Here is a 26,185-nt window from a genome sequence, read left to right on the forward strand (position 1 = left end):
GCGGCGGGCGTTTCAACGCAGTGGTGGGTGCTTCGTCGCGGCGTTGGGTATTTCTGCGCAACGCCAGGCGTCTCATCGCGGCGCAGGGTTTTCAGCGCGGCGCAGGGCGCTTCGCCGCAACGCCAGGCATTTCGCCGCCCCGCAACCGCAAGTTGCACAATTGCAAGGCGAACATGGTGGCGCGCACGGGCACGGCGCATAGACTATGTGGTAAGCGACATCCACACCGCATCGCTTGATCGCATCGTTTGACCGGGAGGCTCCCATGAACGGACAACTTGCCCAACGCCTGCACGACCTCCGCCGCGCCAACGGCTTGAGCCAAGAGGAACTCGCGCGCAAGCTTGCAGTGAGCCGCCAGGCGGTTTCCAAGTGGGAATGTGGCGACGCCCTGCCGAGCACCGAAAACCTGTTCGCGCTGGCCGAGCTCTACGGAGTGGGCATGGCGACACTCATGGATGACGTTCGGAACGACGCCCGCGAGGAAGATAGGCGCGCCGGATACGACGTAGAGCCTCGGGACGTTTGCAGCGAAGCCGGAATGGCAGCCGACGCCGACGCGCCAGGCAACGACCCTGCGCCCCCTGCGCGCCAAAAACCATCTGGCCGATGGCTCAAAATTGCCTGCCTGGCCTTGCTCGGCATCGTAGCTGCCACATTCATCGTCTGCTGCGTTACCGCAAAACCCGACCTGCACGTTATTGAGGGAACCGTGGTGGCGAGCGACCGGACCAGCGACGACTTCGTCGTGGACCTCGGCCGCGGGTATGACTACCGTTACTGGGTTATTTCCGTTGACAGCAACACCATGTACTCGCACGCCATCGAACAGGATGGCGAGGCGCCCGAAGAGACCGAGACCGACCCCTTCGCGCCTGCGGTAGGCCAACACGTGCAGGTATCGATCAAGACGCACGCGCAGAATGCGCCGCAAGCGACCAACCTCGCCGAAAGCGTCTGCGTCATCGAGCAGGCGGAGGGGGAATCGTGACGGCCGCGACAAAAGGGGCGCGCGAAGCAGCAGGGCTGCGCGTGGGGCTCATCGAGCTTGGCGAGGGCTGCGAGCCTCGGCACCCTGGCCAGGATTGCGGGTCACGGCGCGGTGGTGAGGGCAGCGGGCCGCAGCACTCTGGCGAAGGTCCAAACCCTAACCCGAGCCCTGCAGCGTTATTGCTCGACGACTTCGCAGGCGCGCTCGCTGCGTACACGCGCATATCGGCACGGCAGAATGGAGCAGCAGCGGTTGCGCCACGGTTCGTTCGGGTTCGCCTTGAAGCCGGCCACCGCTTGCCAGCGACCTTGGAAGCGGGGGAAATCGCAGGCTATGACGTTGTGATTTGCGCCGCGTACTGCACAACAGGGGCACCGGATGCCGTGGCAACGTTATGCGCGGCACTGCAAGACGGAAGCGCGGCGGCGAATGACACGATCCGCCCCGGCACTCCCATCGGCATGCTCGCCGCAGGGAACGCGCACGACGGCTCAGACGCACGCGAAGTTGTCGCGCAAGCTGCATCTGCCTGCCAAAGCGCGGGGCACCCCTGGATCGGCGGCGTCATCGTAACCGACGGAGCGCTGCTCCCCCGCCTGATGAGAGCGCCGCGACTCGGCGCGTGGCGCCGAGATGTTTCCGAGGCCGTCGATTGCCTGGTCGCCGGCGTGAGGCTCGGCCGCTCGCTTGACGAGCTTGAAGACATCATGGGCGCCGGCGCCGAAAACCTCGATGCCAAGCACCGAGCCCCGAGCGTCATCGTCGCCTCGCCCCACACGTTGTGGCGATCCGTGGTATCCAAATGTCGAAGGCTTGGCGAATAGCCCTCGTCGGCGGGCAGCGGCGAATCGCCAATCAACCGGCAGGCAATGGTGGGCAGCCACTCAAGTGGACGCCGGTTTATTTCCGCCCCGTTATCGTGCGACGGCGAATAGCCCTCGTCGGCGGGCACCGGTTAGCCGCCGGTCCGTCAGCGGGCAAGCTCGTCGAACGCTTGGGACCACCGCTCCACCAAGCGCTCGAAACTCCACGACGCGTTCGCCGGGCTGGTCGAAGGCAGCACCACTGCCGGAATTCCAGTCCGATCTTGCAGGTACCGACGATATAGCCGCCCCGCCGTGCCGCCGTTGCAAAACACCGCCCCGATGTTCGCCGAGCCTACGATGCGCTCGATGCGCGCGGGCACCACATTTTTAATGCTTGCGTCGGAAGAGCCCTTAATATCGCAGCTCTCGATGACATCCCAGAGCGCGATGCCGTGCCCAAGCAGCAGCTCGCGCTTTGCCTCGATAGAAGCGGCGAGCGAAGCGGGGATACCTCCTGGGAGGGCATCGCCTTCGTTCGGTGGAACGGGTGCGCCCACGCAAGCCGCGATCACGCGCCAGAAACGGTTTTGTGGGTTACCGTAATAGAACGCGTTCTCGCGCGAAAGCACCGAGGGGAACGATCCCAGCACCAGCACGCGCGAGCGCCCATCGAAGACCGGATCGAATCCATGCGTGATGTGCTGGTACTCCCCCATCGCCTGGCTCCTCTCACCACATGACCGGCAGGTTACGGCGCATCGGTAGCTCGCCGAGCGCCCCTCCGCTTCTGCTACCATGACGCAAACACCATCCCCATGCAAGGAGGCTCCATGGCTCGCAGATATCTCATCGTCATCGATATGCAAAACGACTTCGTGACCGGCGCGCTCGGCACCGCCGAGGCCCAGGGGATCGCCCCCGCGGTCGTCGAAGCCGCGCGCGCGTTCGATGGCGAGGTGCTCTTCACGCTCGACACCCACGGCGAAGATTACCCCGAGACGCAGGAAGGCAGAAACCTCCCTGTTCCCCATTGCATCAAGGGCTCCGAGGGTTGGCAGCTCATCCCCGAACTCGCCGACGTCCAGCGCGAGCGCGATGCCCGCGTGTTTGAGAAGCCGACCTTTGGCTCCACGGCGCTTGTCCACTACCTGACGCACGCCAACGCAACCGAGCCGATTGAGTCCATCGAGCTTATCGGCGTGTGCACCGATATCTGCGTGGTATCGAACGCCCTGCTCATCAAGGCCGCGCTGCCCGAGGTGCCCATAAGCGTAGACGCGCGCCTGTGCGCCGGCGTTACGCCCGACGCGCACCAGGCCGCGCTCGCGACCATGCGCAGCTGCCAGGTTCAGGTGGCCGGCGCGTAACACCGCGTCCCGCTGCCGCACTTTTTGCGTGAAACGCGTTTTTTGTGTCAGTTATTTCAACTATGAACGATGAGGCGCGGGCTTTGCCGTGCCTCATCGGGGCCACGGGGACGGCCAGCCAACAAAATCCTGCGTTTTTGACACACGCATAGGCATCGCGGGGGCATCGACAGCTGCCGATGCCCCCGCGAATCGTTCATAGTTGAAATAACTGCCAGAAATACAGGCTTTCGGAAGAAAAACTTCGAGGCTGCCCCGAAATCGCTATTCAGCCGCTACGCTAAGCCCAGCGCCAAGCCGATCAGCCGCACGGCCAAGGCCACCAGCCACGCCACGCCGCACTGCATGAGCACCACGGCGCACATCATGCGTGTGCCAAGCTCGTTTCGCACCGCAGACACCGCTGCCACGCAGGGCGTGTACAGCAGGACGAATGTCAGGAACACATAGGCCGTCAGCGGCGTGAAGAGCGTCGCGAGGCCCGCAACCGAGCCGCCCATGAGCACGGTGAGCGTCGCTGCGACGTTCTCCTTGGCTCCAAAACCCGCAACGATGGCCGCAGCCGCAATCCAGCTCCCAAAGCCAAGCGGCGCGAACAGCGGCGCGATGAACGTGCCCAGCCCCGCAAGCATGCTCTGGGACTGGTCTGCCACTACATCGAAGCGAAGGTCGAACGTTTGCAGGAACCAGATGATCACGCTCGCCGCGAAGATGATGGTGAACGCCTTGGTCACAAAGCCCTTGGCTTTATCCCACGCCAGGCGGATCGTCGTCTTGGCCGAGGGCAGGCGGTAGTTGGGAAGCTCCATCACAAACGGGACGGGGTCGCCCTTGAACGCCGTCCCCTTGAGCACCAGCGCCACAAGCACGCCCACGACCATGCCCATGATATAGAGCGAGACCATGACGAGCGGGGCATGGTCGGGGAAGAACGCCGCCGAGAACAGGGCGTACACCGGCAGCTTGGCCGAGCAGCTCATGAACGGTGTGAGCATGACCGTCATCTTGCGGTCATGCTCAGAAGGGAGGGTGCGCGTGGCCATGATGGCGGGCACGCTGCAGCCGAAACCGATGAGCATGGGCACGAAGCTCCGCCCGGAAAGGCCCAGCTTGCGCAGGATCTTATCCATTACGAAGGCGACGCGCGCCATGTAGCCCGAATCCTCCAGGATGGATAGCAGCAGGAACAGAACCACGATGATGGGCAGGAACGAGAGCACGCTGCCCACACCGGCGAAGATGCCGTCGATCACGAGCGAGTGCACGACCGGGTTGAGCCCGAACGACGTGAGAGCCTGATCAACCACGCCGGTGAATGCCTCGATGCCGAGTTCGAGCAGATCGGAGAGGCGCTGCCCCACCGCGTCGAAGGTAATCCAAAACACGAGCACCATGATGAGGATGAACACGGGTATGGCCGTGTACTTGCCGGTAAGGATACGGTCGGCGGCAACAGAGCGCAGGTGCTCGCGGCTCTCATGGGGCTTTACCACGCTCTGGTCGCACACCCCCTCGATGAACGAGAAGCGCATGTCGGCGAGGGCAGCCATGCGGTCGGTGCCGGCTTCCTCCTCCATCTGGCAGATGATGTGCTCTACGGCGTCGAGCTCGTTCTGCTCGAGCGCGAGGGCCTGCGTAACCAACCGATCGCCCTCGATCAGCTTGGTCGCGGCGAAGCGCACGGGTATGCGCGCCGCTTGGGCGTGGTCGTCGATCAGGTGGCAGATACCGTGGATGCAGCGGTGGAGCGCACCGCCGTCCGGACCGTCCGCCGCGCAGAAGTCGAGCCGGCCAGGGTGCTCGCGATACCGCGCCACGTGCAGCGCGTGCTCGGCGAGCTCGCCCGTGCCCTCGTTCTTCGCCGCCGAGATGGGCACCACCGGTATGCCGAGCGCTGCCTCGAGCGCGTTCACGTCCACCGTGCCGCCGTTCTCGGTAAGCTCGTCCATCATGTTGAGGGCGAGCACCATGGGCCGATCAAGCTCCATAAGCTGCAGGGTAAGGTAGAGGTTCCGTTCGATGTTCGTGGCGTCCACGATATCGATGATGGCATCCGGCTGCTCTTCCAGGATGAACTGGCGGCTTACCACCTCCTCGCTCGTATAGGGCGAAAGCGAGTAGATGCCCGGCAGGTCGGTGATGGTGGCGTTTGCGTGCCCCTTGATCTGGCCGTCCTTGCGGTCCACCGTCACGCCCGGGAAGTTGCCCACATGTTGGTTGGAGCCGGTGAGCTGGTTGAAAAGCGTCGTTTTGCCGCAGTTTTGGTTACCAGCGAGGGCAAAGCGCAGGGGCGCGGTCTCGGGAAGGGGCGCTGCCCCCTCGCGGCGCGGGCGCGCGGGCTCCTCACCGAACGCCGGGTGAGCCGCTGTGCTCGCCTGCGGGTTCTTGCGCGGGCAGTCATGGGCGTCGTGCACGTTCGCGAGCGAGATGCGCGCGGCGTCGGCTCGGCGCAGCGTGAGCTCGTAGCCGCGCAGGCGAATCTCGAGCGGGTCGCCCATGGGGGCGTACTTCATCATGGTCACTTCGGTGCCGGGGGTGAGCCCCATATCGAAGATGTGCTGCCGCAGGACGGCATCGCCAGAATCGACCGATTCGATGATGGCGTCCTTGCCGATTTCTAGCTCATCGAGCTTCATGCAATATCTCCTCTGCATGAATCTGTCCAAAGTTTTCTACGGTGAATTGTAATCGCAATACATCGACCTAGCGCAATATCATTAATTATTTATATATGAACATATGTGCAGATAGTATTGTATTATCACTGTTTGCCCTCATGCGGCCGTTGGATGTCGCTACGCGCCACAGCCCTCTCGTCACTTCATGGCAAGGCATTTCCAGAGCCCTTTTCGGAGGTCTACGCATTGCAGCAGGCCACAGCGGCCTCAAATCAATTTGAACAAAGGAGGCTTTCTTCGAATCAAAAATCATCGCAGAGGCTCTCAACCGTGCTGGGATATGAATTGGAATGAGCACCCCCGCATTCATGGAGTTACACGGCGGCAACTGCAGCAGAAATGGAGTTATCCAGCAGCGACTGCAGCACTTATGGAGTTATGCTCGGCGAGAGCAACAGATTCGGCGTTATCTGCCCTTCAACGACCCGGTAACTCCAAAAATGCTGCTTTCGCTGCGCATAACTCCATTTTTGTTGCACTCGGCAAAAATGCTCAAATGGGAGGGCTCCGCCGATCGGCGCGAGGCAGCCGCTCTCGGCGAAGCAGCGCCTCGATGGCGCCCTCGATTGATGCGAGGCTCACCCACTCAGCGCGAAGCCCCCCAATCGATGCGGGCTGCTCCACTCGGCGCGAGCCCCACCGCGCAACGTTCACCACGCGAAACGACACGAGTCAAACGGCCGAACAGGTGCCGCTTGCCCGACCTTTCAACTTTTGGGCGCTCCATGGGGATCAAGCGAAGTAGACGGAAAAGCGCCAGCGTCCCTACCTGCGCATTCCCCGCACACCGCGCCGCGTCTACTCCGACGCTCCCCGTTTAAGTGCCCAAAAGTTGAAAACGCTTCTCAGCGGGCAGGAAATCGGACGCGAAATCCAGCTCGATGCCCCTTAGAAGTCCTTGGGGGCGACGCATCGCCACCTCAGCGCTCCCCTAGCGCGCGAGCAGATGACCGTACGCCCGCTTGAGCTCTTTGATGCGGTCGAGGGTTTCGAGCGCCGGCCCGTCCAGCTGCGCCGCAATGCCCACCACGAGCGCATCGACCAACGCCACCGCGCTCGCCATCGAATGATACGCACGCGGCTCCCCGCGGTAGGTATAGAGCTCGATCGTCGCTCTCGGTCCCACGCTGCGCACATAGCGGTCGGTGAAGAGCACCGTCGTGCAGCCAACCTTCTCGCCATGGTCCAAAAGCGCCTGGCCCTCGGGCGACACGCGCTGAAAGCCGAAGGTCACGAGCACGTCGCTCGGTCCCGCGTGCACGAGGCCCTCCATGAGCTCCGTGCCGCCCGCAGGCAGCAGCTCCACGAGCATCCCGTAGCGGTTGAGGCGAAAGCGCAACAGCTCGGCCACGCAGGCCGAGGCACCTTTGCCGTGCAAGAAAATGCGCCGCGATGCCACGAGCGCATGCACCGCCTTGGCAAACGATTCCTCATCGAGCCCCTCGAGCGTGCGATCGATGTTCGCGCGCTGCTGGCGCAGGAACGCTTGCACGTCGCCCGCGCCCTCATCGATACTTGCCGACATTTTATCCGCGGGCCCCAGCGAGCGCGCCGCGACAGCATTCTTCAGCGTTTTGAAATCGCCGAACCCCGCATGGCGCGCGAACCGCGACACCGTGGCCTCGGAGATGCCGAGGCTCGCCGCCACGTCTTGAATCGACTGCAGAAGGAACTCGCGCGGCTTCTCGACGATGTGGTTGATGATGAGCTCCTCGGCGGGCGTGTAAGCCACGCCCGTGGGAAAAAGCGACGGATCGGTCATGGCTCCCCTACTCTGCCCCCGCTATGAGCGTCTGCACGTAATCGCCGCCCAAGCGGTCAATCTCCTTGAGCGCACGCTTGAGCATGCTCGCCGTCTTAACCTTAAAGGCAAGGTCGGACGCGTAGGAAATGCGGTAACTCCCCGAAAGCACCTGCGCACGCAGGCCGGCTACGGTCGTTACGCGCTCGCTCATGACGGTGACGGCGCATCCATACTGAAATGCCTGGTGCGTGTCGCTCCCCGAGACCACGGGTACGCCGAGCTCTTGCGCGAAGGCGTAGGTCTTCGCGATCGTTCCCTCGAAGTCGTGCGCGAGGTCCTTGCCGTTCAGGTCGACAAACTGGAACGCAGCGAGCGCCTCGCGCGGCTGCTCGGGAATGTGGCCGGGCGCCCGGAACGGATGCGCCGCACCAAAGAAGAGCCCTCGCCGGCGGACCTCTTCCGCAAGTTCCGCGAGCGGAAGAAAGGACCCTTTGGCCTTATAGGGCTCGAGCGCCCTATTGAAATCGAGGATCTCTTCCATCGTGCCGAGCACGAGCGTATGGCCGCTCTCTGCAACATCCACCTCCATGCCCGGGAAGACCAGAAGGCCGTTCACGTTGAAGGCGTCGCCCTCCCGGGGGAAGCGCGCCGCGATGTCGGCATACACCTGGTCGAATCCGAGCGTGTTGAAATGCTCGGTGAGGCATATGGCATCGAGGTCGGCCGAGGCCGCCTCGCCAAAGAGCCAATCGGTGTACGCCGGCGAGAATGCCAGGTACTTAGCTAATTTTCCATGTGTGTGAAAATCGATGTTCATTGATTTCCCCTCTATTGATTACCGTTGGAGCGGCCGGTGCGCCCGCCCGATGCTGGCGTGCCACGCACCTTCCTGAGCACGCTCGCCCGGCGCTGGCATGTCGCGCGCCTACCTGAGCACGCCCGCGAGAGCGGGCAGCGCGAAGCAAAGCGCGGCCCAGGCGATCGAGACGGCAGCGAAGATAAGGTCGTTCCGGCCGATGGCAAGCGATGAGAGCTTGATCTTGAGCACGGTCATATTGGACGATGCGTACCGGTACCCCTTGAGCTCGAGCGCTTCCACCGTGGTGCGCGAGCGCTTCGCCATGTTGAGCATGAGCGGGTAGAACGACTGAACGATGGTCTTCACCTGGTACACCAGCCAGCGCAGCTTGCCCATGAGCGTATCGTGCGCCGGCGCCTGGCCGCGGAGGCGGAAAGAGAGCAGGATGTTCTGCAGCTCCTCGAACATGATGGGGAGAATCCGGTAGGCAAACGAGATGGAGAACGAGAGACGCTCCGGGCAACCAAACCAGAGAAGCCCATTCGAGAGGCGATCGGGATCGAGGCCCGAAAACACGGTAATCGACGCAAGCGAGCAGGTGGTGACCTTGAGGGTGAGCACGAGCAAGGGAACGAGCGTCTCGACGCTGCCGCCAAAGAAAAGCGCCACGATGAACAGATAGCCCGTCTGCGAGAACACGCCCAGCGCAAATACGAAGAGCACGAGCGGCGCAACGCGAGCGAGCCTTGTGGTGACGGCGCAGAAGAGGAAGAGCCCCAGCAGCACGGTCACCTCGGAGAGGAACCACGGCACGAGGCCGAAGAAGAGGTACCACACGATGAGCACGCGCGGGTCGAGCTTGGCGATGGGCGTGTCGTCGTTGCCGTACGCGTTCCTGAGCACCTGGTTGCGCAGGAAGTCGATTGACACCTTATCCATGACGTTCTCTGAGAGTTTTTCGAGCATCAAGCTCGCATCTCCTTTCCATGTCACATGGGGGGCAGCCCCTTGTTTGACGCTCCGGATTTACCCGCCGATGGCAGCAAGCGCCAGCTCGCGGTAGCCGTCGAAGCACATGAGGAAGTCCTCGATATCGAAGCAGGTTGCCCGCGCATCGAGCGCGGCGCCCATGGCATAGATCTCGGGCGGGCAGATGCCCGACGCCTCGACCACGGCTTCGTTGTGGAAAATCTCCTCCGGCGTGCCGTCGCCGATAACCTCGCCTTGATTGAGCACGATCACCCGGTCGGCGAACTGGCACACAAGCTGCATGTCGTGCGTCGCGATGACCACGGTGTCCGTAACGCCGCGCAGGTCGGCGATGGTGCGCACAATTTCGCGCCGCGTGGCGATGTCGAGGTTTGCCGTGGGCTCATCGAGTAGAAGGATCGGCGGATTGAGCGCGATGCCAATGGCGAGCGATGCCCGGCGCATCTGACCGCCCGACATGAGGCGCCCGTCACGATCGGCGAGGTCGCCCAGCCGGAAACGGTCGATGAGCTCCTGGGCGCGCTCCTGCCAGCCCGCCACCCCGCGTGCGCGCATGGCAAACTCCACATCGGCGTGCACGGTGTCCTTGATGAACATCTGCTCGGGATTCTGGTAGACGAGCGAGATCGCACCGGAGATGTCTTCCGGGCTCATCGCGCGCGTGGCCACGCCGCCGAGGCGCACCTCGCCGGATGTGGGCTTGATGAGGCCGCACATGAGCTTCATGAGCGTGGTCTTGCCCGCTCCGTTGGAGCCCACGAGCGCGACCTTCTCCCCCGGCTGTATGGCGAGGTCGAGGCCGTCGAATACCGTGTGCGGCGCGCCCTTGACGCTTCGGTACTGCACGTGCACGTCGCGGAAGGCCACGGCGGGCTCTGCGCCGGGCGCGTCCGAGGGGTGGACGGGCTCTGCGCCGGGCGCACCCGAGCCGTGGGCGCACCTCTCGGCCATCGCATCATCGCGAGAGGAGTGCGTCTGCGGCGTGAATCCAAGCCCTGCGAATGCGCGTACGCCCTCGTCCACGGTCGTGGGCAGCTCGATGCAGCGGTCCATGATGCCCGCGCTCTTGAGCTCGCGCGCGGCCGAGGCGATCTGCGGTGGATAGATATCGCTCGCCGCAAGGTCGTCCAGCTGACGCAGCGCCTCACGTGCCGGGAGCTTCCACGATACTGCGCCGTTCGCCATAAGCACCGCATGCTTGCAGTAGTCGGCAATGAAGTCGGTATGGTGCTCGATCACGATGATCGTCTTGCCGTGATGCTCGTTGAGGTCACGCAGCACCTCATAGGTCTGACGCGCATGGTACGGGTCCAGCTGGGCGATGGGCTCGTCCAAGATGATGACCTCGGGCTCCAGCGCGAGCGCTCCGGCAAGCGCGAGCAGGTGCTTCTGCCCGCCCGAAAGCGCCCACACATAGTCCTGAGCCTTTTCGGCGAGCCCGCAGAGCTCGAGCGCCGCCATCCCGCGCTCCAGGTAATCGGGCTGAGCGTAGTTGAGGCTCGCGAACGATGCCTCGTCGAGCACCGTCGGGCGCACCAGCTGGTTCTCGAAATCCTGATATACATAGCCCACGTGCTGGGCCAACTCGCCGATAGGGGTATCGCGCGCCTCAAGAAGGCCGGAAACCACGAGCGAGCCGGTCATATCGCCCGCGATGAACTGCGGAATGAGCCCGTTCATCGCTTTGCAAAGGGTCGATTTGCCGCAGCCGTTGGCACCCATGATGGCAAGAAAGTCACCCTCCTCCACCTCGAGGTCAAGGTGGCGGAGGGTGGCATCATGGGCACCGGGATACGTGAACGTGAGGTCCTTGATGGAGATGATCGACATATCCTGGTCCCTTGGGGGCTACGCGCGGCTCAGAGTCGCGTTGCGGTGCAGGCAGAACGCGGCGACGATGGCAACTACCGCGGCAACGCCGAGCCCAGTGAAGATGGCACCGGTGCTCTCGGCCCACTCGGCCTCCCACTCGATGAGGGAGAATCCCGCTTTCGAGAGGCAGGCGGCGAGCACGGCCACCACGAAGCACACCACAGCGCCCAGAACGAGCTTGGCAGAGGGGGCCTCGGGTGCGTCCTCGGCCGTACGCGGCTTCATGCCCAGGAGCGGCTCGATCTTTCCATAGAGGCGCGGGACCAGGAAGAGCGTGGGAAGCAGGCAGAACAGGATACCGCTGAAGAGTAGGTCGTTCAGGAAGGCGAAGCCCTCGGTGAAGAAGACCGACTCGGGAAGGCCCGGGACCGCCTCGAATTCCTCGACCGCGAAGACCACCTTCAGGATGTCCACGCCGGCGCTCATGGCAAGTTGGAGCGCCGTCGCGCCGATGGCGGCAGCGGCCACGGCCTTGAGGTTGCGGGGATCGCGAACCAGGGTGCCTGCGATGTAGATGGCGATGGTGACGGTCAGGAACTTCTCAAGCTCGCCGATGCCTCCGAACTGGCCGAGCATGATCTCGCTGAAAACGAGCTCGCCCGTTGCGGCGCCCAGCGCCACCGAAAGCGGGTCGAAGAGCATGGCGAGGGTAAGCGGGATGAACAGGAAGAACTCGACCGAGAACTCAACAATGCCTACCTGGACGGAAGGGATGAGCTCGGAAACGAGCGTGGCGAGGCCGTAGAGCGACATGCTGAGGACGAAAACCATCAGCTTGTGCGTCTGGGCGCCCTTAGAAGCCGTAGTTGTCATGGGATTCCTCTCTCTTTCTGCGCCGGCGAAAGCGCATTGGTTCGAGGGACGTGGCGGCGTGCTCGGTGTGCCGTGCGCGGCGCTGCGGGCGATAGCCCGGCTCGACGCCGCAGACAGCTGCCCACGCGGGGCCACGGTCCCTGCCGATGTGCTCGGCAGGAAGCATCATACGCAGCTGAACTGCGGAAATGGGTTAGCCGTGCGTAAGGTGAAAATAAAGTTTCGCTGGCTTGTTTGATGAAAATTCTGCATGCACCCGCAGATGCGGCGGGGTGCTTTCTCGTGCGTCTCATGAAAATGCGAGCGATTTCGCACTTTACATAGCGCTGATAATGGCACTTGCCCCGAGTTGCCGGGCGAGAGCCAGGCGCCGGCTGGGCTTCCGAGCGGGTTTTGAACGCCCCCTCCGTTGTCGGGCGGGTCTTGGACATCGCAAGGGCAGCCCGGCGAGATCCAGACACCGCTCGCGTTGCCGGGCGAGATCCTATCGCCTCCCCGTCCCCGGGCGGTTTTCTGCCGCAGCCCTCGTTTTCGGGCGACTTTCGGACACCGCCGGCGTTCTCGGGCGACATTCAGACGCTACGAGCCTCTCAGATGGCGAAATCCCGCCCGAGAAACTGAGAAATATCCGAATGTCGCCCGATGTCGGTGCCGTCAGCAAATGGTGAGACAGTTGTGCCGGGTACAACTGTCTCCGAGACAAATGTACCTGGCACAACTGTCTCCCTGCGCCCATCTCACCTAGAGCAGCAGGCGCTCGCAGGCGCGGCACGTTATGAAGTAATACGCCGCCATAATTGCAACGGTGAAGCCAAGCACGCCCGCCACCACCAACGCAAACGACGCGCTTCCCAGCACCAGCGCAAGAAAGGCAACGAGCACAAGGCCGAACACGTCGTGAATGAGAGCTCCCGCAAGAGGCGCCGCAAAACACAGGCGCACCTGCGCGCGCAGCGATGCCCGCGCCATGGCGCGTTCGCACCCCAGCTCACGCAAGGTTTCGAACGCCTGCCGCGCGTCGGCCGCCCCCGAAAGCTGTTGCAGCGCGAGAACCGCCGCTGCCGTAACCAAAAATGCCGCCCCGTAGAAGATGCCCACGAATCCGATAGGCGCAAGCGAGCTTGCATTCTCGATGAGCGCGCCAGGGCCGCGCATTCCCACGCTAAACGCAAAGCCCGCGCAGGTCATGCACACCGCCGCGGCAATAAGCACGCACACGCACGAAAGCGCTGCGGCGGTGCTCGACACCCTCGCCTCGACCTGCCGCACCGTGAATGCGCGAAGGCCCGTCCAATATACCTCGGCGTGGCGCCGCGCCCGCGCTCCCCAACGCCACGCAGCCGATCGCATCACCAGGTACGTCGCCCCGAAAGCAGCAAACCCCATGGGAATGATGAACACGACGAAATACATGGGCTGGAACACGCAGGTTCCCCATACGATAGCGAGAAGCGGAAGGGCCGCGACGAACTGGATGCGCGCCGCGCGCTTCGTGCCAAATGCCAGGTGCTCGGGCGCCCGCTCAACGCACATGAGGTCAACGAGCGGCCGGCGCAGCACGTCTCGCGCGCACGCAGCGGCACCGAGCGCGGTGATGGCCACGAAGCAGCCCGCTGTCCAGGTTGCGGCACCGGGCGAAAAGCTCGCCTGAAACCGCCACGGCGCATCGAACACAAAGGCGGCAATGGCGCTGAACACGGGCGAGAGCAGGCCGCCTAGAATTATCCCCGCCGCCAGCGAGGCTGCGCCCACCACGAGGCCTTCGAGCGCAAGAACCGCCGCGATCCCATGGCGCGGCATACCGACAAGCGCATAAAGCCCGAACTCCCGCTTGCGTCGGCGCACGATAAACCGGTTGGCGTAGGCGACCAGAAAGATGAAGATGACGACCACAAAGACCGAAAAACCCTCGAGCACCGTACCCGACTTCGCATAGATGGCGCGCTGGTCTGGGGTGAGGTCGAGCGCGAGCAGGTAATCGCCCGAAGCGATGAAGCTATAGAGCAGACAAGCGGCGAGCGCGAGCGTTGCGAAATAAACGGAATAGTCGCGCAGGCTGCGCCGCACGTTGCCCAAGGCGAGCTTGATGTACATGAGACTCCTCGCAGGAGATTTGCGGGTAATTCCATGGCTCATTGTCGACCGGTCGCTCCACCAGCGCCATCGATTTGGCTTACGCCCGCCTTACGTTTTTGCAATGTAGCGCCTCGTTCAGCCGCGGTGTCCGCGACGCGCGAAAACCCTGTCGTGCCACCCATGAAAGCCATGCGATTACAAGATATGTAGCGCTCGGCATAAGAAACCCCTAGCCCGCAGCGCTCGGCGCAACCAGCGTTCGCCTATGATAGAACCAGCTCGACAGACTGCGCGCGAGCGACGGGCCGAACGGGCCCAGCAAGCCGGACGTGGCCGACGGACTTGACCTGCTCAGTGGATTGAGCTTGCTCGGCAGGGTTGCATCATTTCTCAGGAGAGGAAGTTTCCATGACGTCTTCCATTCGCAACGTCATCTTCGACATGGGCGGCGTGCTCATGACATTCGATAGCAAGCGCTTCGCAACCATCTTTACCGGCACCGAAGAAGACGCCGAGCTGCTCGACCGCGCGCTCTTCGACCGCAATGAATGGGCGCTCCTCGATGCTGGGGTCATCAGCCACGAAACCATGCGGCGTATCGCAGAGGCTGCTCTGCCCGAGCGGCTCCTCCCCAACCTGCACGAATGCATCGCCCACTGGCCCGAGCACTCCGAGCCCATCGCACCCACCAACAGCTTCGCCGCACAGCTCAAGGAGCGAGGCTTTAGCCTGTACCTTCTCTCCAACGCAAGCACGCGCATCGACGAGCAGCTGGGCCACTGCCCCGCCTATCCGCTCATGGACGGGCGCGTGGTCTCGGCAGAAGAGCGTCTCATGAAACCGGACCCGGCCATCTACCAGCTGCTCTGCGAGCGCTATGGCCTCGATCCCGCAACATGCATCTTCGTGGACGACAATCTCAACAACTGCCACGGAGCAGAGGTGGCCGGTATGCAGTCGTTCCATTTCATCACGGATGATGCCGAAGCGAGCGTCGCCCAGTTGGAGCGGATTCTTGACCTCTAGGCTTACAGCGGAACCGAGCTGCCGACGATCACCAATACCATCCTGGCGGACCTGATTACCTCAGCGCTTACCATTGTTGTAAACCGCATCATCGTTTATGACACGTCAATATGCTCGCCGTATGCTCGCCTCCATGCACACGGCCCTCACAAGGGGCCCAGCGGCGAAACTTTGCCCATGAGCCACGAAAAAACTCGCAAATTCAGCCGTCCACACAGTTCTGAATCAAAACTCTCGCCAAAGGATCGAATTTTACGACATGGCCCAAGTACAACCGATGAAAGCTTCCAAACTACCGCAGTTAGAAGCGTCGGTGCTTCGCTAGCTACTTTGCCCAAGCCCCATAATTCGATCCTTTGGCAAGAGTTTTGATCTGTACCGAGCTATGAGAGTGCCAAACGCGCCCCTTAAGGGAAAGCTTTGCGCCTGAAAGCCCGCTGGCGCGACTCCACACGCCACGACGCGCCCTTCCGAACGGCGGAGGGCGCGCTTTCACGCGGCGCAGAGTTGACGATTTCCGCGCGGCATGCCGGCGGTGTATAACGCGACGACGAAACAAGGAGCATGCCGGTTGGCATATCGCCCGCGGCGCAGGGCGTCGGCAACGCTCGCACTGCGCGGCATGGCGCAGGGCACGCGATGTCGGGTATCATGTGGCCGTATACGAAACACGCCCAAGAATCGAGGACTACTGTGGACCGCACTAAAATCGTCCAGCTCTATACGCACGCCGAGGAGCTTGGTGGCCAGACCGTCACCGTCGCGGGTTGGATCAAATCTGTCCGCGACATGAAGAACTTCGGCTTCGTGACCGTGAACGATGGCAGCTGCTTCAAGGACCTGCAGATTGTCATGAACCGCGAGACGCTCGCCAACTACGACGACATCGCGCACCAAAACGTCTCCGCCGCCATCACCGCCACGGGCACGCTCAAGCTCACCCCCGAGGCGCCCCAGCCCTTCGAACTCACCGCCGAGACCATCGAGGTCGTAGGTGCCTCCGCGCCGGACTACCCGCTGCAGAAGAAGCGCGCCACGGTAGAGTTCCTCCGCACCCAGCAGCACCTGCGCCCGCGCACGAACCTCTTCCGCGCCGTGTTCCGCGTGCGCAGCGTCGCGGCAGCCGCCATCCACCGCTTCTTCCAGGAGCGCGGCTTTGTGTACGTCAACACGCCGATCATCACGGCGAGCGACTGCGAGGGCGCAGGCGAGATGTTCCGCGTGACCACCATTGACCCGGCGAACCCACCGCTCGTGAGCGAGGAGCAGGCCACCGCGAGCAACGGCGAGCTCACCGCCGGCGAGGTGGACTGGAGCCAGGACTTCTTCGGCGTGCCGGCAAGCCTCACCGTTTCCGGCCAGCTCAACGCCGAGAACTTCGCCATGGCGTTCGGCGACGTGTACACCTTCGGCCCCACCTTCCGCGCAGAGAACTCCAACACCACGCGCCACGCAGCGGAGTTCTGGATGATCGAGCCCGAGATTGCCTTCGCCGACCTGGCAGACGACATGAACCTCGCCGAGGACATGCTCAAGTACGTCATTCGCGATGTCATGGCCACATGCCCCGACGAGCTGGGCATGCTCAACAAATTCGTTGACAAGGGGCTCATCGAGCGCCTCGAGCACGTGGCGAGCTCCGACTTCGCCCGCGTGACCTATACCGAGGCTATCGAGATTCTGGAGCAGGCCGTGGCCGCGGGCCAGAAGTTCGACTACCCCGTGAGCTGGGGTATTGACCTGCAGACCGAGCACGAGCGCTTCCTCACCGAGCAGCACTTCAAGCGCCCGACCTTCGTGACCGATTATCCTGCCGAGATCAAGGCCTTTTACATGCGCCTGAACGACGACGGCAAGACTGTGGCCGCCGCGGACTGCCTGGTGCCCGGTATCGGCGAGATCATCGGTGGAAGCCAGCGCGAAGAGCGCCTGGACGTATTGGAGCGCCGCATCGAGAAACTCGGCATGGACAAGGAGCAGTACAAGTACTACCTTGACCTGCGCCGCTACGGAACGTGCCCGCACGCAGGCTTTGGCCTGGGCTTCGAGCGCCTGGTGATGTACCTCACCGGCGTGGGTAACATCCGCGACGTGATTCCGCACCCGCGCACGGTGGGCAACGCGGAGTTCTAACTCATCGCGCCAAGCTTTGGCCAGCCAAACGTGTAGATACGGTGCGTGATTAGAATTCCGTTCGGCTGGCAGCCCATGTTGAAAATTCGCGCGCCCGTTCGCCGAACTTAAGCGACCGTCCAGAACCGCGGGCGGTCGCTTTTTCGTACACGCTCGTATGCTCGCAGCATCAATCAACGGTCCCCCACCGCTGCGAGGTACCCATGAACCAAAGCTATCATCTAGAACACGATATCTTCGTTAACGCCCCTATTGAGACCCTGCGAGATAGGCTGTACGCCGCGCGCTGCGTCGCTTCGGAGCCCTTTGAGCGCGGCGCTGACTCGGAGCTCGCCACGTACGAAGGCGGCAGAGAGTTCTACGTGCCCAGCTCCCACTCGGAACCCGCTATGTACGAAGACGGTCGAGAGATCTCCGCGCTGAGCGCCAGCCCAGACGCTGCCTTTCATCACGCTGACCGAGAAGCTGCCGATTACCAAGATGATTGGAGGCTCCCTGCACTACCCGATGAGGAGGCGCCCGCATACGGTGGGTTCGACCGGACGCGGGCGTACGATACGCGTACGCTGCGCATCCTTGCGATTCTGGAAGAGCACACCGACGAAGAGCACGCGCTCAGCGCGCCGCGCATCAAAACCATGCTCGATGCACAGGACCACCCCGGCACTCGACCGCCACGCGTCACCGCCAGCTCGATACGCTACTCAATCCAGATGCTCCGCTCCTTTGGGCTGAACATCGCGGGCAACAACCATCGCGGCTATGCCCTGCTTTCGCACCCCATCCCCACCGAAGATGCCGAGCTCACCCTCAGCACCATATGGAACAGCGCAGCGCTCACCTCGATCGAACGCCGGAGGCTTGTGAAGAATTTGCTCCCTCTCGTCGCGCCCACGGTTCGGCATCGCTTTGAGAAGAGCATGGAGCAGCCTTCCGGGAATGCAGCGCCTCCCGCGCGCGCAACCATGCGCTTTCAGCTTGCCACGGCGCGGCAGATCATCGAGCGCGCCATACAGCTTGGTGCGCCCGTCACGTTTGTACTCGCCGCAGCGCATGGAGAGGCGGGGGCGTCGAGCCATCGGTTTTGCCTCTTCCCCGAAGCGCTTGTTGAATCAAACGGTGCCGTCTTCGTGCGGGGACGCCTCGCCCAAGCGGCGCGCTCGAACAGCACCGATCCCGCAGGCATTGTCGATAGCGGGCGCACCTTCCGGCTCGAGCGCCTCCAGGCGCTCTCGATGCGCGACGGAGATGATGTCATGCACGTCGCGCCTGCGCCGCAGGCAGCGCCACCGGTACCGCAGGCAATCTCGCCTGCGTCGCAGGTAGCCTCGCCCACACCAGCGCCGCAGGCCATCGCGCCCGCGTCGAGGGCCGTCTTGCCGGCATCGCAGTTCGCCCCATCCGCACCGCAGGCCGCCGCTCCCGCGCCTGCGCCGCAGGCCACCGCACCTGCACCGGAAGCCCCCACCGCCCACGATTCCAATCGTTAACAATCTATAACAAGACCTCCACATGTACCTGCGCCCAGCGCATCTCGCTATGATGAAAAAACCCGCGCTACCGTGGGGATTTTTATCATCCGATGCCAGGGGGGGAACTGCCTTCGGCTGATTTTTGGAGGAACAATGGAACGGACTACCATCTCGCGCCGCGGCCTCATCGCCTCGCTCGCCGCTGCTGGCTCGCTCTCACTTGCCGCCTGCGCCAACGACACCTCTGGCGGAGGCTCGGCCGGCAGCGCGAGCAGCTCGGGCACCTACAGGATCGGCGTCCTGCAGCTCACGCAGCATGCCGCGCTCGATGCTTCGAACGAGGGATTCATCGCCGCTCTTGACGATGCCGGCATCTCCTACGAGGCGGACCAGCAGAACGCCAACAACGAGCAGTCGACCTGCACCACCATCGCCTCGACCTTCGCGAACGACGGCGTCGACCTCATCCTGGCCATCGGCACGCCCGCAGCCCAGGCCTGCCTGAACGCCACGACCGAGATCCCCATCGTGGGCACCGCCATCACCGACTTCGCAGAGTCCGGGCTCGTGGAGTCGAACGACGCTCCGGGCGGGAACCTCACCGGCTCCTCCGATATGACGCCCGTCGCCGACCAGATCTCCCTGCTCACCCAGCTCGTGCCGGATGCGGCGCAGGTGGGCCTGCTCTACTGCACCGCCGAGAGCAACTCCGAGATCCAGATCCAAATGGCAGAAGAGGCCCTGGACGATGCGGGCCTAGGCCACGAGCGCTACTCGTTCTCCTCCACCAACGAGCTCCAGACCGTCGTGGAGACCATGGTCGGCCAGGTTGACGCCGTGTACGCCCCCACCGACAACACCGTGGCGGCCGCCATGGCGCAGGTCGCCTCGACCGCCGACGCCGCGGGCATTCCCACCATCGTGGGCTGCGACACCATGGTCGAAGACGGCGGCACCGCCTCGTACAGCATCAACTACCGCGACCTCGGTTATCGCGCGGGCGAGATGGCCGTGCAGATTCTCACCGAGGGCGCAGACCCGGCGACCATGCCGATCGAGTATCTGGAGGCCGAGGACTGCACGCTCATCGCCAACCAGGCCTCGGCCGATGCCTGCAGCGTCGACCTCTCTGTGCTCGATGCCCCCGAAATCGTCTAACGCGTCTCGCAGCCCTGGCAGTGAACCCCGCTGCCTCCGACGTAAAGGAGAAGAACCATGAAGTCCGCAATTTCCCGTCGCACCTTCGCAAAGGGCCTCGCCGGCACCGCCGTCGCGCTCGGCGGCCTCGGCATCGCTGGCTGCAGCGATAACGCAGCCTCCGGATCTGCCGCAAGCAGCGGAACCACCTACCGCATCGGCGTCCTGCAGCTCACGCAGCACTCCGCCCTCGACGCGGCGAACGAGGGCTTCATCCGTGCCCTCGACGAATCGGGTATCTCCTACGAGGCGGACCAGCAAAACGCCAACAACGAGCAGTCCGCCTGCACCACCATCGCGTCCACGTTCGTGAACGACGGCGTGGACCTCATCCTCGCCATCGCGACCCCGGCCGCGCAGGCCTGCCTGAACGCCACGACCGAGATCCCCATCGTGGGCACCGCCATCACCGACTTCGCCGAGTCCGGGCTCGTGGAGTCGAACGACGCGCCGGGCGGCAACCTCACCGGAACTTCGGATATGAACCCGGTCGCCGACCAGATCGCCCTGCTCACCCAGCTCGTGCCGGACGCCGCGCAGGTGGGCCTGCTCTACTGCACCGCCGAGAGCAACTCCGAGATCCAGATCCAGATGGCCGAAGAGGAGCTCGATGGGCTCAGGATCGGCCACGAGCGCTACTCGTTCTCCTCCACCAACGAGCTCCAGACCGTCGTGGAGACCATGGTCGGCCAGGTTGACGCCGTGTACGCCCCCACCGACAACACCGTGGCGGCCGCCATGTCGCAGGTATCCGCCACTACGAACGAGGCGGGCATCCCCACCATTTGCGGCGAGGTGGGCATGGTCGAGAACGGCGGCCTTGCATCCGTTTCGATCAACTACGAAGAGCTCGGTTATCGCGCGGGCGAGATGGCCGTGCAGATCCTCACCGAGGGCGCAGACCCGGCGACCATGCCGGTAGAAACCATGGGCGCCGATGAGTGCGACCTGGTTTACAACCAGCAGACCGCCGACGAGATCGGCGTGGACGTCTCGAGCCTTGCCAGCGACGGCGGCACAGACGTGAGCGCTGAGGCGTAAGGCGCCTCGAGACCCAACGCCCGGCCTCACATGCCGGGCAGCAAGCGTAGCGCTACGTACAATGCGGGCTCCGTTCAAGAGGACGGAGCCCGTTTTCGTTCATGCGAAATGGAGTTGGCAGACAACGCCGCCGCCCTCTGAGTCGAAATGGGACGAGGCGAAATGGGGCGAGCAAGACAAGACCGCCCATGTGCCGTCCAGGCAAAAGTGCCAACCGAACAACGCCGCGTTCCCCGCTGAGATAAAGCAGCGCTCGGGCTAAACGGTGCCCGCGAGCCGCCTCCAGGCCTCCGCGTGCTTCTTACCAACCTCCGTCGCGCGATACCTGTTGCCGCCTTGGGCGCCATTCGGCATGAACTGCGGCTGCGACTCCACGAGCCCCTGTTCGCGCAGGCGGTGCACCGCACGGTCGAGCGATCGTGGGCAGCACCCCAACCAGCTTGCCATCTCCTTTTTATTGAATATCACGCCGCCTGCTTGGTTGGTCTCCCGCACGATGTACTCAAGCACGCGCTCATGCACGAAGGCATGCCGCTTGTTGATGCTCACGCTAATGCCGTCGAGCGGGCTCAAAGCCTCCTCGTTGCGTTCCATACACCTCTCCTTTTTCATGCTGCCCCGTCGCCTGCAAGCGCGGGCACAGCCGCTTACCTTTTGAAATGCCTGCCGTCGGAACGGTCGCATGGGCGTCCATCGGGAGCGTCGCGCGAAAGCCCGCCTGCCTGTTTCCAGCGACCGGCGGCATGGTGCCGCCCATCGTCCCCAGTCTCCCGCGCATCCGTTCCCTCTGGAGGCCCTGCCGCGTCTCTCCAGCTTCCTTTATGCGAAAACCTCCGGCTGGCAGCTTCTGCCGACCACCGTTCCCCGAAACGGCCCCGAGCGGCACATGCCGCCGATCACGTGGTCCGCACCCCTTGGCTGCTTGATTACCACTCCATTACAGACGCGCCGGTCCGTGGCGTTCGCAGCGGGGCGTGATACACTTTTGGCGTTATTTATGCAGGATTTCTTGCATCGGCCCCGGCGGGTTCGCTCGCCGGGGTTCGTTGCCTTACGGAAGAGAGGGGCTGCTATGGGACTCGCCATGCTTGGTGCCGTCTCGCAAGGCATTCTCTGGGGCGTCATGGTGCTCGGCGTCTTTATCACCTATAAGCTACTCGACATCGCCGACCTCACCGTCGACGGCAGCTTCGCGCTCGGCGGCAGCGTATGCGCGGTGCTCGTGGTGAGCGGCGTGGACCCGGTGCTCGCCATCTTCGCTGCCATGCTCGCCGGCATGCTCGCCGGAGCGGTAACGGGATTCCTCCACACGGTCTTCGAGATTCCCGCCATCCTCGCCGGCATTCTCACCCAGATCGCGCTGTGGTCGGTGAACCTGCGCATCATGGGCAAGTCCAACACGCCGCTCCTTCGCGTGGACACGCTGTTCTCGAGTGTCACCGACGCCACCGGCCTCCCGCAAAACGTCGCCTCCATCATCGTGGGGCTCATCTTCGCCGTCTTGATCATCGTGGCGCTCTACTGGTTCTTTGGCACCGAAATCGGCTCTGCCTGCCGCGCAACCGGAAACAACGAGGCAATGGTGCGCGCGCTCGGCGTCGACACGAAGGTCACCAAGATGATCGCGCTCACCCTTTCGAACGGCCTCGTGGGGCTCTCCGGCGGCCTCATTTGCGAGAGCCAGGGTTACGCTGATATCGGCATGGGCACCGGCGCCATCGTAATCGGCCTTGCCGCCATCGTGATCGGCGAGGTGCTCGGTCGCCTCACTCCCGGCAAGCTCCGCTCCTTCGGCAGCCGTCTTTCCGCCGCTGTCGTTGGCTCCGTGGTGTACTTCCTCATCCGCGCAATCGTGCTGCAGCTCGGCATGGACGCGAACGACATGAAACTCATCTCGGCCGTTATCGTCGCGCTCGCGCTTTGCATCCCCGTGGTGTGGGAGAAATACCAGCTGCGCCGCGCCTACGCGCGCTCCGCGAAAGCAACGCCCGCGACCCCTGCCACCGACTCCGAAGGGGGGCGATAGCGCATGCTGACGCTCAACGGTGTGTGCAAGACCTTCAACGCTGGGACCATCAACGAGAAGCGCGCGCTCGTGAACGTTGACCTTCACCTCGATGCAGGCGATTTTGTGACCGTCATCGGCGGCAACGGCGCCGGCAAGTCGACGCTCATGAACATGATCGCGGGCGTATACCCCATCGATGCGGGAACGATCACGCTCGACGGGCTGAACATCTCGCGCCTCTCTGAGCCCGCGCGCGCAAAGTACCTCGGCCGCGTGTTTCAGGACCCCATGATGGGAACCGCTGCCGACATGCAGATCATCGAGAACCTTGCCATGGCCAAGCGACGCGGCAAGACGCGTACCCTCGCCTGGGGCGTCACGCGATCCGAGAAAGATGAGTACGCCGAGCGCCTGCGCGAACTGGGGCTCGGGCTCGAAAAGCGCCTGACCGCCAAGGTGGGCCTGCTCTCGGGCGGGCAGCGCCAAGCGCTTACGCTGCTCATGGCAACACTTACCGACCCCAAGCTGCTGCTGCTCGACGAGCACACGGCGGCGCTCGACCCCAAGACGGCAGCCAAGGTGCTCGACCTCACCGAGAAGATCGTTGGCGAGCACCATCTCACCACGCTCATGGTGACGCACAACATGAACGATGCCATCCGCTTGGGCAACCGTCTCATCATGATGCACGAGGGGCGCATCATCTACGATGTCTCCGGTGCCGAGAAGGCAGCGCTCACCGTGGCCGACCTGCTACAAAAATTCGAGGAAGTTTCGGGCGGCGAGCTTGCCAACGACCGCATGCTGCTGAACTAGGCGCGCTGAACGAACTGTCGGAGAATATCGGGGCGAGGCTGAGGCTTCGCCCCGATATTTCGTTCTAGGGCACGTTCTGCCAGTTCATCCTCAGCACGCAATTCGCTCAGGCCGCGATTGCTCCTCCGGCACATCCGAAGCTCGAACTTCCACTCCAGCGTACGGACCGTACAAAAAGTGCCCGACAATCTTATACTGGCCGTATCAACGATTCGGCGAGACCCGACCATCCTCGCCGCAGCTTCGCCAGGAGGCACCATGAGCATGCGGAACGAACTTGCCATCATTGCGGATCCTACATATCGGGAGTTCCAGGCCAAGCTGGTGCCGACCGTCGAGCCGGAAAGCATCCTGGGCGTGCGCACACCGGAGCTGCGTCGCTTCGCCCGCACGCTCTGGAAGGACCGGCCTGCGGAGGCGAAGGCTTTTCTTGATGAACCCCTCCCCCATGAAACCTATGACGAGATGAATCTTCACGGCCTGCTCATCGGCATGGCAGCGCAGACGCCGAGCGAAGCCATCGATTTGCTTGACCGGTTCTTGCCGCACGTCGATAACTGGGCCACCAGCGACCTCATACGCGTGCCCGCGTTCAAGCGCGATCTGCCCGCCGCCCTCGTACAGCTGCGAGCTTGGATGCAGGCCACAGGATCGCATACGGAATACGTCGTGAGATTCGGCGTGACGCAGCTCATGGAGCTCTTCCTGGGCGACGCGTTCGAGCCCGAACAGCTCACGTGGGTCGCCGCAATCGAGCGGCCCGAATACTACATCAACATGGCGCGTGCCTGGTACTTCTCGTACGCCCTGATCAAGCAGCCCGAGGCCACGCTCCCCCTCTTCGAACAAAGAAGCGCCCAAGGCGAGCCGATGCTCGATCCTTGGACGCATAATAAATCGCTGCAGAAGGCGCGCGAGTCGCGTCGCATGAGCCCTGAGCAGAAAGCCTATCTGCAGTCGCTCAAGGTGTAGCGCCGGGCCCGCGGCGTGCACAAAACGCGAGGGGCACCCTCGCCATCACGCTCGTCGCAAAACCTATTCGCCGCCGAAAATCTCCATGATGTCGCCCAGAGCAGAAAGCGGGCTCTGCTTCTTCTTGCTCTTCTTGTCGTAGCGGGCGCGCTCGTCGTAGCGCTCGTCATAGCGATCTTCGCGCCGGTCATCCCGCCGCTCTTCGCGACGATACTCCTGCCGCTCGCTCTCGCGATACCCGTCGCGCGCGTCGCGGGCGCGATCGATAATCTTGTCGAGCTCGCCCCTATCGAGCCAAATGCCACGGCACTCGGGACAATAATCGATCTCTACGCCGTTCTTCTCGCTCATGAGCAGGGTCACATCTTTGCAAACGGGGCATTTCATCGGGCGTTCCTCCATGGGTCGCTCGGCACACGTGGCCGCATGAACACATGGCAGGTTTATACCCATAAGCCCCGACGCTGAACGTTCGGATGCGCAGGCAATTAGAACCAATCGATATCGTGGCGCAGGTACACGGCAATCTGGCCGCTGTCGTCGAGGTCGGCAACCATGGTCACCGTCCAGTTGCCGGCATCGAACACCGCTCCGCCGTCGTCGGTCACGATAACGAGGTCGTTGGGGTCGATGCCGTACGATTCGAGAATCCGCAGCGCGTTCGACCATTTCTCGTTGATGATTCCCGTGAGGTCGGCAGCGGTAACGCGGTTGCCATCCGCATCGTACACACCGGGCTCATCCTCCTCGCCCTCTATCGAGCTGGACGAGGAACCGCCGCCAGAGCCGCTTTGGGCCCCAGAGCCGATAGACCCAAAGACGCCGCCCCCGTCCTGTGATTCCGCCTCGTTCTCAAGAGAGCCGGCATCCGATTCGTCCGCGCTCTCCTGTGCTTGTTCGAGCGCAACGATCGCGCTCTCCTGCTCATCAATCTTTGAGGACAAGAAGATCCCCATAGCGATGGTCGCCGCGGCGAGCACAACGACAACGCCTGCCAGCACCCCCATGAGCACGCGCATGCGGCGGCAGCTTCGCTCGAGCTGCGCCACGCGGTCCTCGCCCGACGGTCCCGAGCCGAGCTGCTCCGCCCCAGCATGGCTGGCATCGGCCGGTGCAGGCGCGGGCGCCGGCATATCGATTTGCTTCGTCCAATCGACCTTGGTGTCGTCCATGTGCCCCTCCCTCAACACGCCCTCCGCAGCGATACCAATGCAAAGCCGCCTAGCAGGGCATTTCGAGAATACCCCGCAAGGCGGACTGAACTGCGCCCCAAAACTTGGACGCGCTAAATGATAACCCCTAAGCCGCCTCCCGGAGGGCCCGCTCCCGGAACTCCACCGGGGTCAGCCCGCCCAGCTTCTTCTGGCGCCTCACGTGGTTCCAA

At 63.3% G+C, this 26,185-nt stretch carries 23 protein-coding genes; 11 read left to right on the forward strand and 12 right to left on the reverse strand.

What is annotated here, in order from left to right; all coding sequences use genetic code 11:
- Positions 1-265: 265 nt before the first annotated feature.
- Both GJE22_RS08995 and GJE22_RS09000 read left to right on the forward strand, forming a co-directional pair.
- Positions 266-991 carry a helix-turn-helix domain-containing protein gene (locus GJE22_RS08995; RefSeq protein WP_144687978.1) on the forward strand — a complete coding sequence of 242 codons (726 nt, stop codon included), beginning with the start codon at positions 266-268 and terminating at the stop codon, positions 989-991.
- The gene (locus GJE22_RS09000; protein ID WP_144687979.1) at positions 988-1,815 is read left to right on the forward strand and encodes a hypothetical protein; all 828 of its coding nucleotides are present in this window, start codon (positions 988-990) and stop codon (positions 1,813-1,815) included. Before GJE22_RS08995 ends, GJE22_RS09000 begins: the two co-directional genes overlap by 4 nt.
- 146 nt (positions 1,816-1,961) lie before the next feature.
- On the opposite strand, the gene GJE22_RS09005 is transcribed toward GJE22_RS09000, so the two are convergent.
- Entirely contained in the window at positions 1,962-2,594 is a 633-nt protein-coding gene (locus GJE22_RS09005; protein WP_328592319.1) for a uracil-DNA glycosylase family protein, read from the reverse strand.
- A gap of 33 nt (positions 2,595-2,627) precedes the next feature.
- Here GJE22_RS09005 and GJE22_RS09010 point away from each other — a divergent pair, with 33 nt between their 5' ends.
- Complete coding sequence (locus GJE22_RS09010; protein WP_144687980.1) at positions 2,628-3,164, forward strand: cysteine hydrolase family protein; 537 nt, start codon at positions 2,628-2,630, stop codon at positions 3,162-3,164.
- Between the two features lie 275 nt (positions 3,165-3,439).
- Here the strand turns inward: GJE22_RS09010 and feoB are convergent, their stop codons facing one another.
- The 7 genes from feoB to GJE22_RS09045 all read right to left on the reverse strand — a co-directional run bounded on the left by feoB (position 3,440) and on the right by GJE22_RS09045 (position 14,154).
- Positions 3,440-5,800: a ferrous iron transport protein B gene (gene feoB / locus GJE22_RS09015; protein ID WP_144687981.1), complete on the reverse strand. Its 2,361-nt coding sequence runs from the start codon at positions 5,798-5,800 to the stop codon at positions 3,440-3,442.
- Between the two features lie 973 nt (positions 5,801-6,773).
- Entirely contained in the window at positions 6,774-7,604 is an 831-nt protein-coding gene (locus GJE22_RS09020; RefSeq protein ID WP_144687982.1) for a MurR/RpiR family transcriptional regulator, read from the reverse strand.
- Between the two features lie 7 nt (positions 7,605-7,611).
- On the reverse strand, positions 7,612-8,403 hold the full coding sequence (locus tag GJE22_RS09025; protein ID WP_144687983.1) for a PHP-associated domain-containing protein: 792 nt from the start codon (positions 8,401-8,403) through the stop codon (positions 7,612-7,614).
- 108 nt (positions 8,404-8,511) lie between these two features.
- A complete protein-coding gene (locus GJE22_RS09030) occupies positions 8,512-9,351 on the reverse strand; it encodes an energy-coupling factor transporter transmembrane component T family protein (RefSeq protein WP_144688013.1) in 840 nt (279 codons plus the stop codon).
- A 60-nt stretch (positions 9,352-9,411) separates the two neighbouring features.
- Complete coding sequence (locus GJE22_RS09035; protein WP_144687984.1) at positions 9,412-11,205, reverse strand: ABC transporter ATP-binding protein; 1,794 nt, start codon at positions 11,203-11,205, stop codon at positions 9,412-9,414.
- Positions 11,206-11,223: 18 nt separating this feature from the next.
- Positions 11,224-12,060 carry a cell division protein FtsQ gene (locus GJE22_RS09040; RefSeq protein ID WP_144687985.1) on the reverse strand — a complete coding sequence of 279 codons (837 nt, stop codon included), beginning with the start codon at positions 12,058-12,060 and terminating at the stop codon, positions 11,224-11,226.
- Between the two features lie 741 nt (positions 12,061-12,801).
- Positions 12,802-14,154 (reverse strand): FtsX-like permease family protein, encoded by a 1,353-nt coding sequence (locus GJE22_RS09045; protein ID WP_144687986.1) that lies wholly within the window; start codon positions 14,152-14,154, stop codon positions 12,802-12,804.
- Between the two features lie 390 nt (positions 14,155-14,544).
- On the opposite strand from GJE22_RS09045, the gene GJE22_RS09050 reads away from it, so the two are divergent.
- From GJE22_RS09050 to GJE22_RS09070, 5 genes are all read left to right on the forward strand, one after another.
- Positions 14,545-15,162 (forward strand): HAD family hydrolase, encoded by a 618-nt coding sequence (locus GJE22_RS09050; protein ID WP_144687987.1) that lies wholly within the window; start codon positions 14,545-14,547, stop codon positions 15,160-15,162.
- Between the two features lie 693 nt (positions 15,163-15,855).
- Complete coding sequence (gene asnS, locus GJE22_RS09055) at positions 15,856-17,295, forward strand: asparagine--tRNA ligase (RefSeq protein WP_144687988.1); 1,440 nt, start codon at positions 15,856-15,858, stop codon at positions 17,293-17,295.
- Between the two features lie 203 nt (positions 17,296-17,498).
- Complete coding sequence (locus tag GJE22_RS09060; protein WP_144687989.1) at positions 17,499-18,785, forward strand: hypothetical protein; 1,287 nt, start codon at positions 17,499-17,501, stop codon at positions 18,783-18,785.
- Between the two features lie 135 nt (positions 18,786-18,920).
- Entirely contained in the window at positions 18,921-19,925 is a 1,005-nt protein-coding gene (locus GJE22_RS09065; RefSeq protein WP_144687990.1) for an ABC transporter substrate-binding protein, read from the forward strand.
- A gap of 57 nt (positions 19,926-19,982) precedes the next feature.
- A complete protein-coding gene (locus GJE22_RS09070) occupies positions 19,983-21,005 on the forward strand; it encodes an ABC transporter substrate-binding protein (protein WP_144687991.1) in 1,023 nt (340 codons plus the stop codon).
- Positions 21,006-21,263: 258 nt separating this feature from the next.
- Here GJE22_RS09070 and GJE22_RS09075 read toward each other — a convergent pair whose 3' ends face one another.
- Positions 21,264-21,599 carry a helix-turn-helix domain-containing protein gene (locus tag GJE22_RS09075; protein ID WP_144687992.1) on the reverse strand — a complete coding sequence of 112 codons (336 nt, stop codon included), beginning with the start codon at positions 21,597-21,599 and terminating at the stop codon, positions 21,264-21,266.
- A gap of 478 nt (positions 21,600-22,077) precedes the next feature.
- Here GJE22_RS09075 and GJE22_RS09080 point away from each other — a divergent pair, with 478 nt between their 5' ends.
- The 3 genes from GJE22_RS09080 to GJE22_RS09090 all read left to right on the forward strand — a co-directional run bounded on the left by GJE22_RS09080 (position 22,078) and on the right by GJE22_RS09090 (position 24,801).
- Positions 22,078-23,031, forward strand: a complete 954-nt coding sequence (locus tag GJE22_RS09080) for an ABC transporter permease (protein ID WP_144687993.1) — start codon at positions 22,078-22,080, stop codon at positions 23,029-23,031.
- A 3-nt stretch (positions 23,032-23,034) separates the two neighbouring features.
- A complete protein-coding gene (locus GJE22_RS09085) occupies positions 23,035-23,829 on the forward strand; it encodes an ABC transporter ATP-binding protein (protein ID WP_144687994.1) in 795 nt (264 codons plus the stop codon).
- Positions 23,830-24,087: 258 nt separating this feature from the next.
- Positions 24,088-24,801, forward strand: a complete 714-nt coding sequence (locus GJE22_RS09090; RefSeq protein ID WP_144687995.1) for a DNA alkylation repair protein — start codon at positions 24,088-24,090, stop codon at positions 24,799-24,801.
- 63 nt (positions 24,802-24,864) lie between these two features.
- Here GJE22_RS09090 and GJE22_RS09095 read toward each other — a convergent pair whose 3' ends face one another.
- The 3 genes from GJE22_RS09095 to GJE22_RS10330 form a co-directional block, all read right to left on the reverse strand.
- Positions 24,865-25,188: a TFIIB-type zinc ribbon-containing protein gene (locus GJE22_RS09095; protein ID WP_144687996.1), complete on the reverse strand. Its 324-nt coding sequence runs from the start codon at positions 25,186-25,188 to the stop codon at positions 24,865-24,867.
- 101 nt (positions 25,189-25,289) lie between these two features.
- Positions 25,290-25,973 carry a hypothetical protein gene (locus GJE22_RS09100; RefSeq protein ID WP_144687997.1) on the reverse strand — a complete coding sequence of 228 codons (684 nt, stop codon included), beginning with the start codon at positions 25,971-25,973 and terminating at the stop codon, positions 25,290-25,292.
- A gap of 127 nt (positions 25,974-26,100) precedes the next feature.
- On the reverse strand, positions 26,101-26,185 hold an 85-nt coding region (locus tag GJE22_RS10330), incomplete at its 5' end, for an IS3 family transposase (protein ID WP_407923528.1).

Source organism: Enorma shizhengliae, from assembly GCF_009676995.1.
GTDB classification, from domain to species: Bacteria; Actinomycetota; Coriobacteriia; order Coriobacteriales; family Coriobacteriaceae; genus Enorma; species Enorma massiliensis.

What these genes read in the sequence shown, in the direction of transcription:
- GJE22_RS09040 (WP_144687985.1), bottom strand. Translation starts at nt 12,060, where the DNA reads ATGACAACTACGGCTTCTAAGGGCGCCCAGACGCACAAGCTGATGGTT.
- GJE22_RS09080 (WP_144687993.1), top strand. Translation starts at nt 22,078, where the DNA reads ATGGGACTCGCCATGCTTGGTGCCGTCTCGCAAGGCATTCTCTGGGGC.
- GJE22_RS09060 (WP_144687989.1), top strand. Translation starts at nt 17,499, where the DNA reads ATGAACCAAAGCTATCATCTAGAACACGATATCTTCGTTAACGCCCCT.
- GJE22_RS09100 (WP_144687997.1), bottom strand. Translation starts at nt 25,973, where the DNA reads ATGGACGACACCAAGGTCGATTGGACGAAGCAAATCGATATGCCGGCG.
- GJE22_RS09045 (WP_144687986.1), bottom strand. Translation starts at nt 14,154, where the DNA reads ATGTACATCAAGCTCGCCTTGGGCAACGTGCGGCGCAGCCTGCGCGAC.
- GJE22_RS09095 (WP_144687996.1), bottom strand. Translation starts at nt 25,188, where the DNA reads ATGAAATGCCCCGTTTGCAAAGATGTGACCCTGCTCATGAGCGAGAAG.
- GJE22_RS09025 (WP_144687983.1), bottom strand. Translation starts at nt 8,403, where the DNA reads ATGAACATCGATTTTCACACACATGGAAAATTAGCTAAGTACCTGGCA.
- feoB (WP_144687981.1), bottom strand. Translation starts at nt 5,800, where the DNA reads ATGAAGCTCGATGAGCTAGAAATCGGCAAGGACGCCATCATCGAATCG.
- GJE22_RS09085 (WP_144687994.1), top strand. Translation starts at nt 23,035, where the DNA reads ATGCTGACGCTCAACGGTGTGTGCAAGACCTTCAACGCTGGGACCATC.
- GJE22_RS09065 (WP_144687990.1), top strand. Translation starts at nt 18,921, where the DNA reads ATGGAACGGACTACCATCTCGCGCCGCGGCCTCATCGCCTCGCTCGCC.
- GJE22_RS09050 (WP_144687987.1), top strand. Translation starts at nt 14,545, where the DNA reads ATGACGTCTTCCATTCGCAACGTCATCTTCGACATGGGCGGCGTGCTC.
- GJE22_RS09090 (WP_144687995.1), top strand. Translation starts at nt 24,088, where the DNA reads ATGAGCATGCGGAACGAACTTGCCATCATTGCGGATCCTACATATCGG.
- GJE22_RS09030 (WP_144688013.1), bottom strand. Translation starts at nt 9,351, where the DNA reads ATGCTCGAAAAACTCTCAGAGAACGTCATGGATAAGGTGTCAATCGAC.
- GJE22_RS08995 (WP_144687978.1), top strand. Translation starts at nt 266, where the DNA reads ATGAACGGACAACTTGCCCAACGCCTGCACGACCTCCGCCGCGCCAAC.
- GJE22_RS09005 (WP_328592319.1), bottom strand. Translation starts at nt 2,594, where the DNA reads ATGGTAGCAGAAGCGGAGGGGCGCTCGGCGAGCTACCGATGCGCCGTA.
- GJE22_RS09035 (WP_144687984.1), bottom strand. Translation starts at nt 11,205, where the DNA reads ATGTCGATCATCTCCATCAAGGACCTCACGTTCACGTATCCCGGTGCC.
- GJE22_RS09010 (WP_144687980.1), top strand. Translation starts at nt 2,628, where the DNA reads ATGGCTCGCAGATATCTCATCGTCATCGATATGCAAAACGACTTCGTG.
- GJE22_RS09020 (WP_144687982.1), bottom strand. Translation starts at nt 7,604, where the DNA reads ATGACCGATCCGTCGCTTTTTCCCACGGGCGTGGCTTACACGCCCGCC.
- GJE22_RS09075 (WP_144687992.1), bottom strand. Translation starts at nt 21,599, where the DNA reads ATGGAACGCAACGAGGAGGCTTTGAGCCCGCTCGACGGCATTAGCGTG.
- GJE22_RS09070 (WP_144687991.1), top strand. Translation starts at nt 19,983, where the DNA reads ATGAAGTCCGCAATTTCCCGTCGCACCTTCGCAAAGGGCCTCGCCGGC.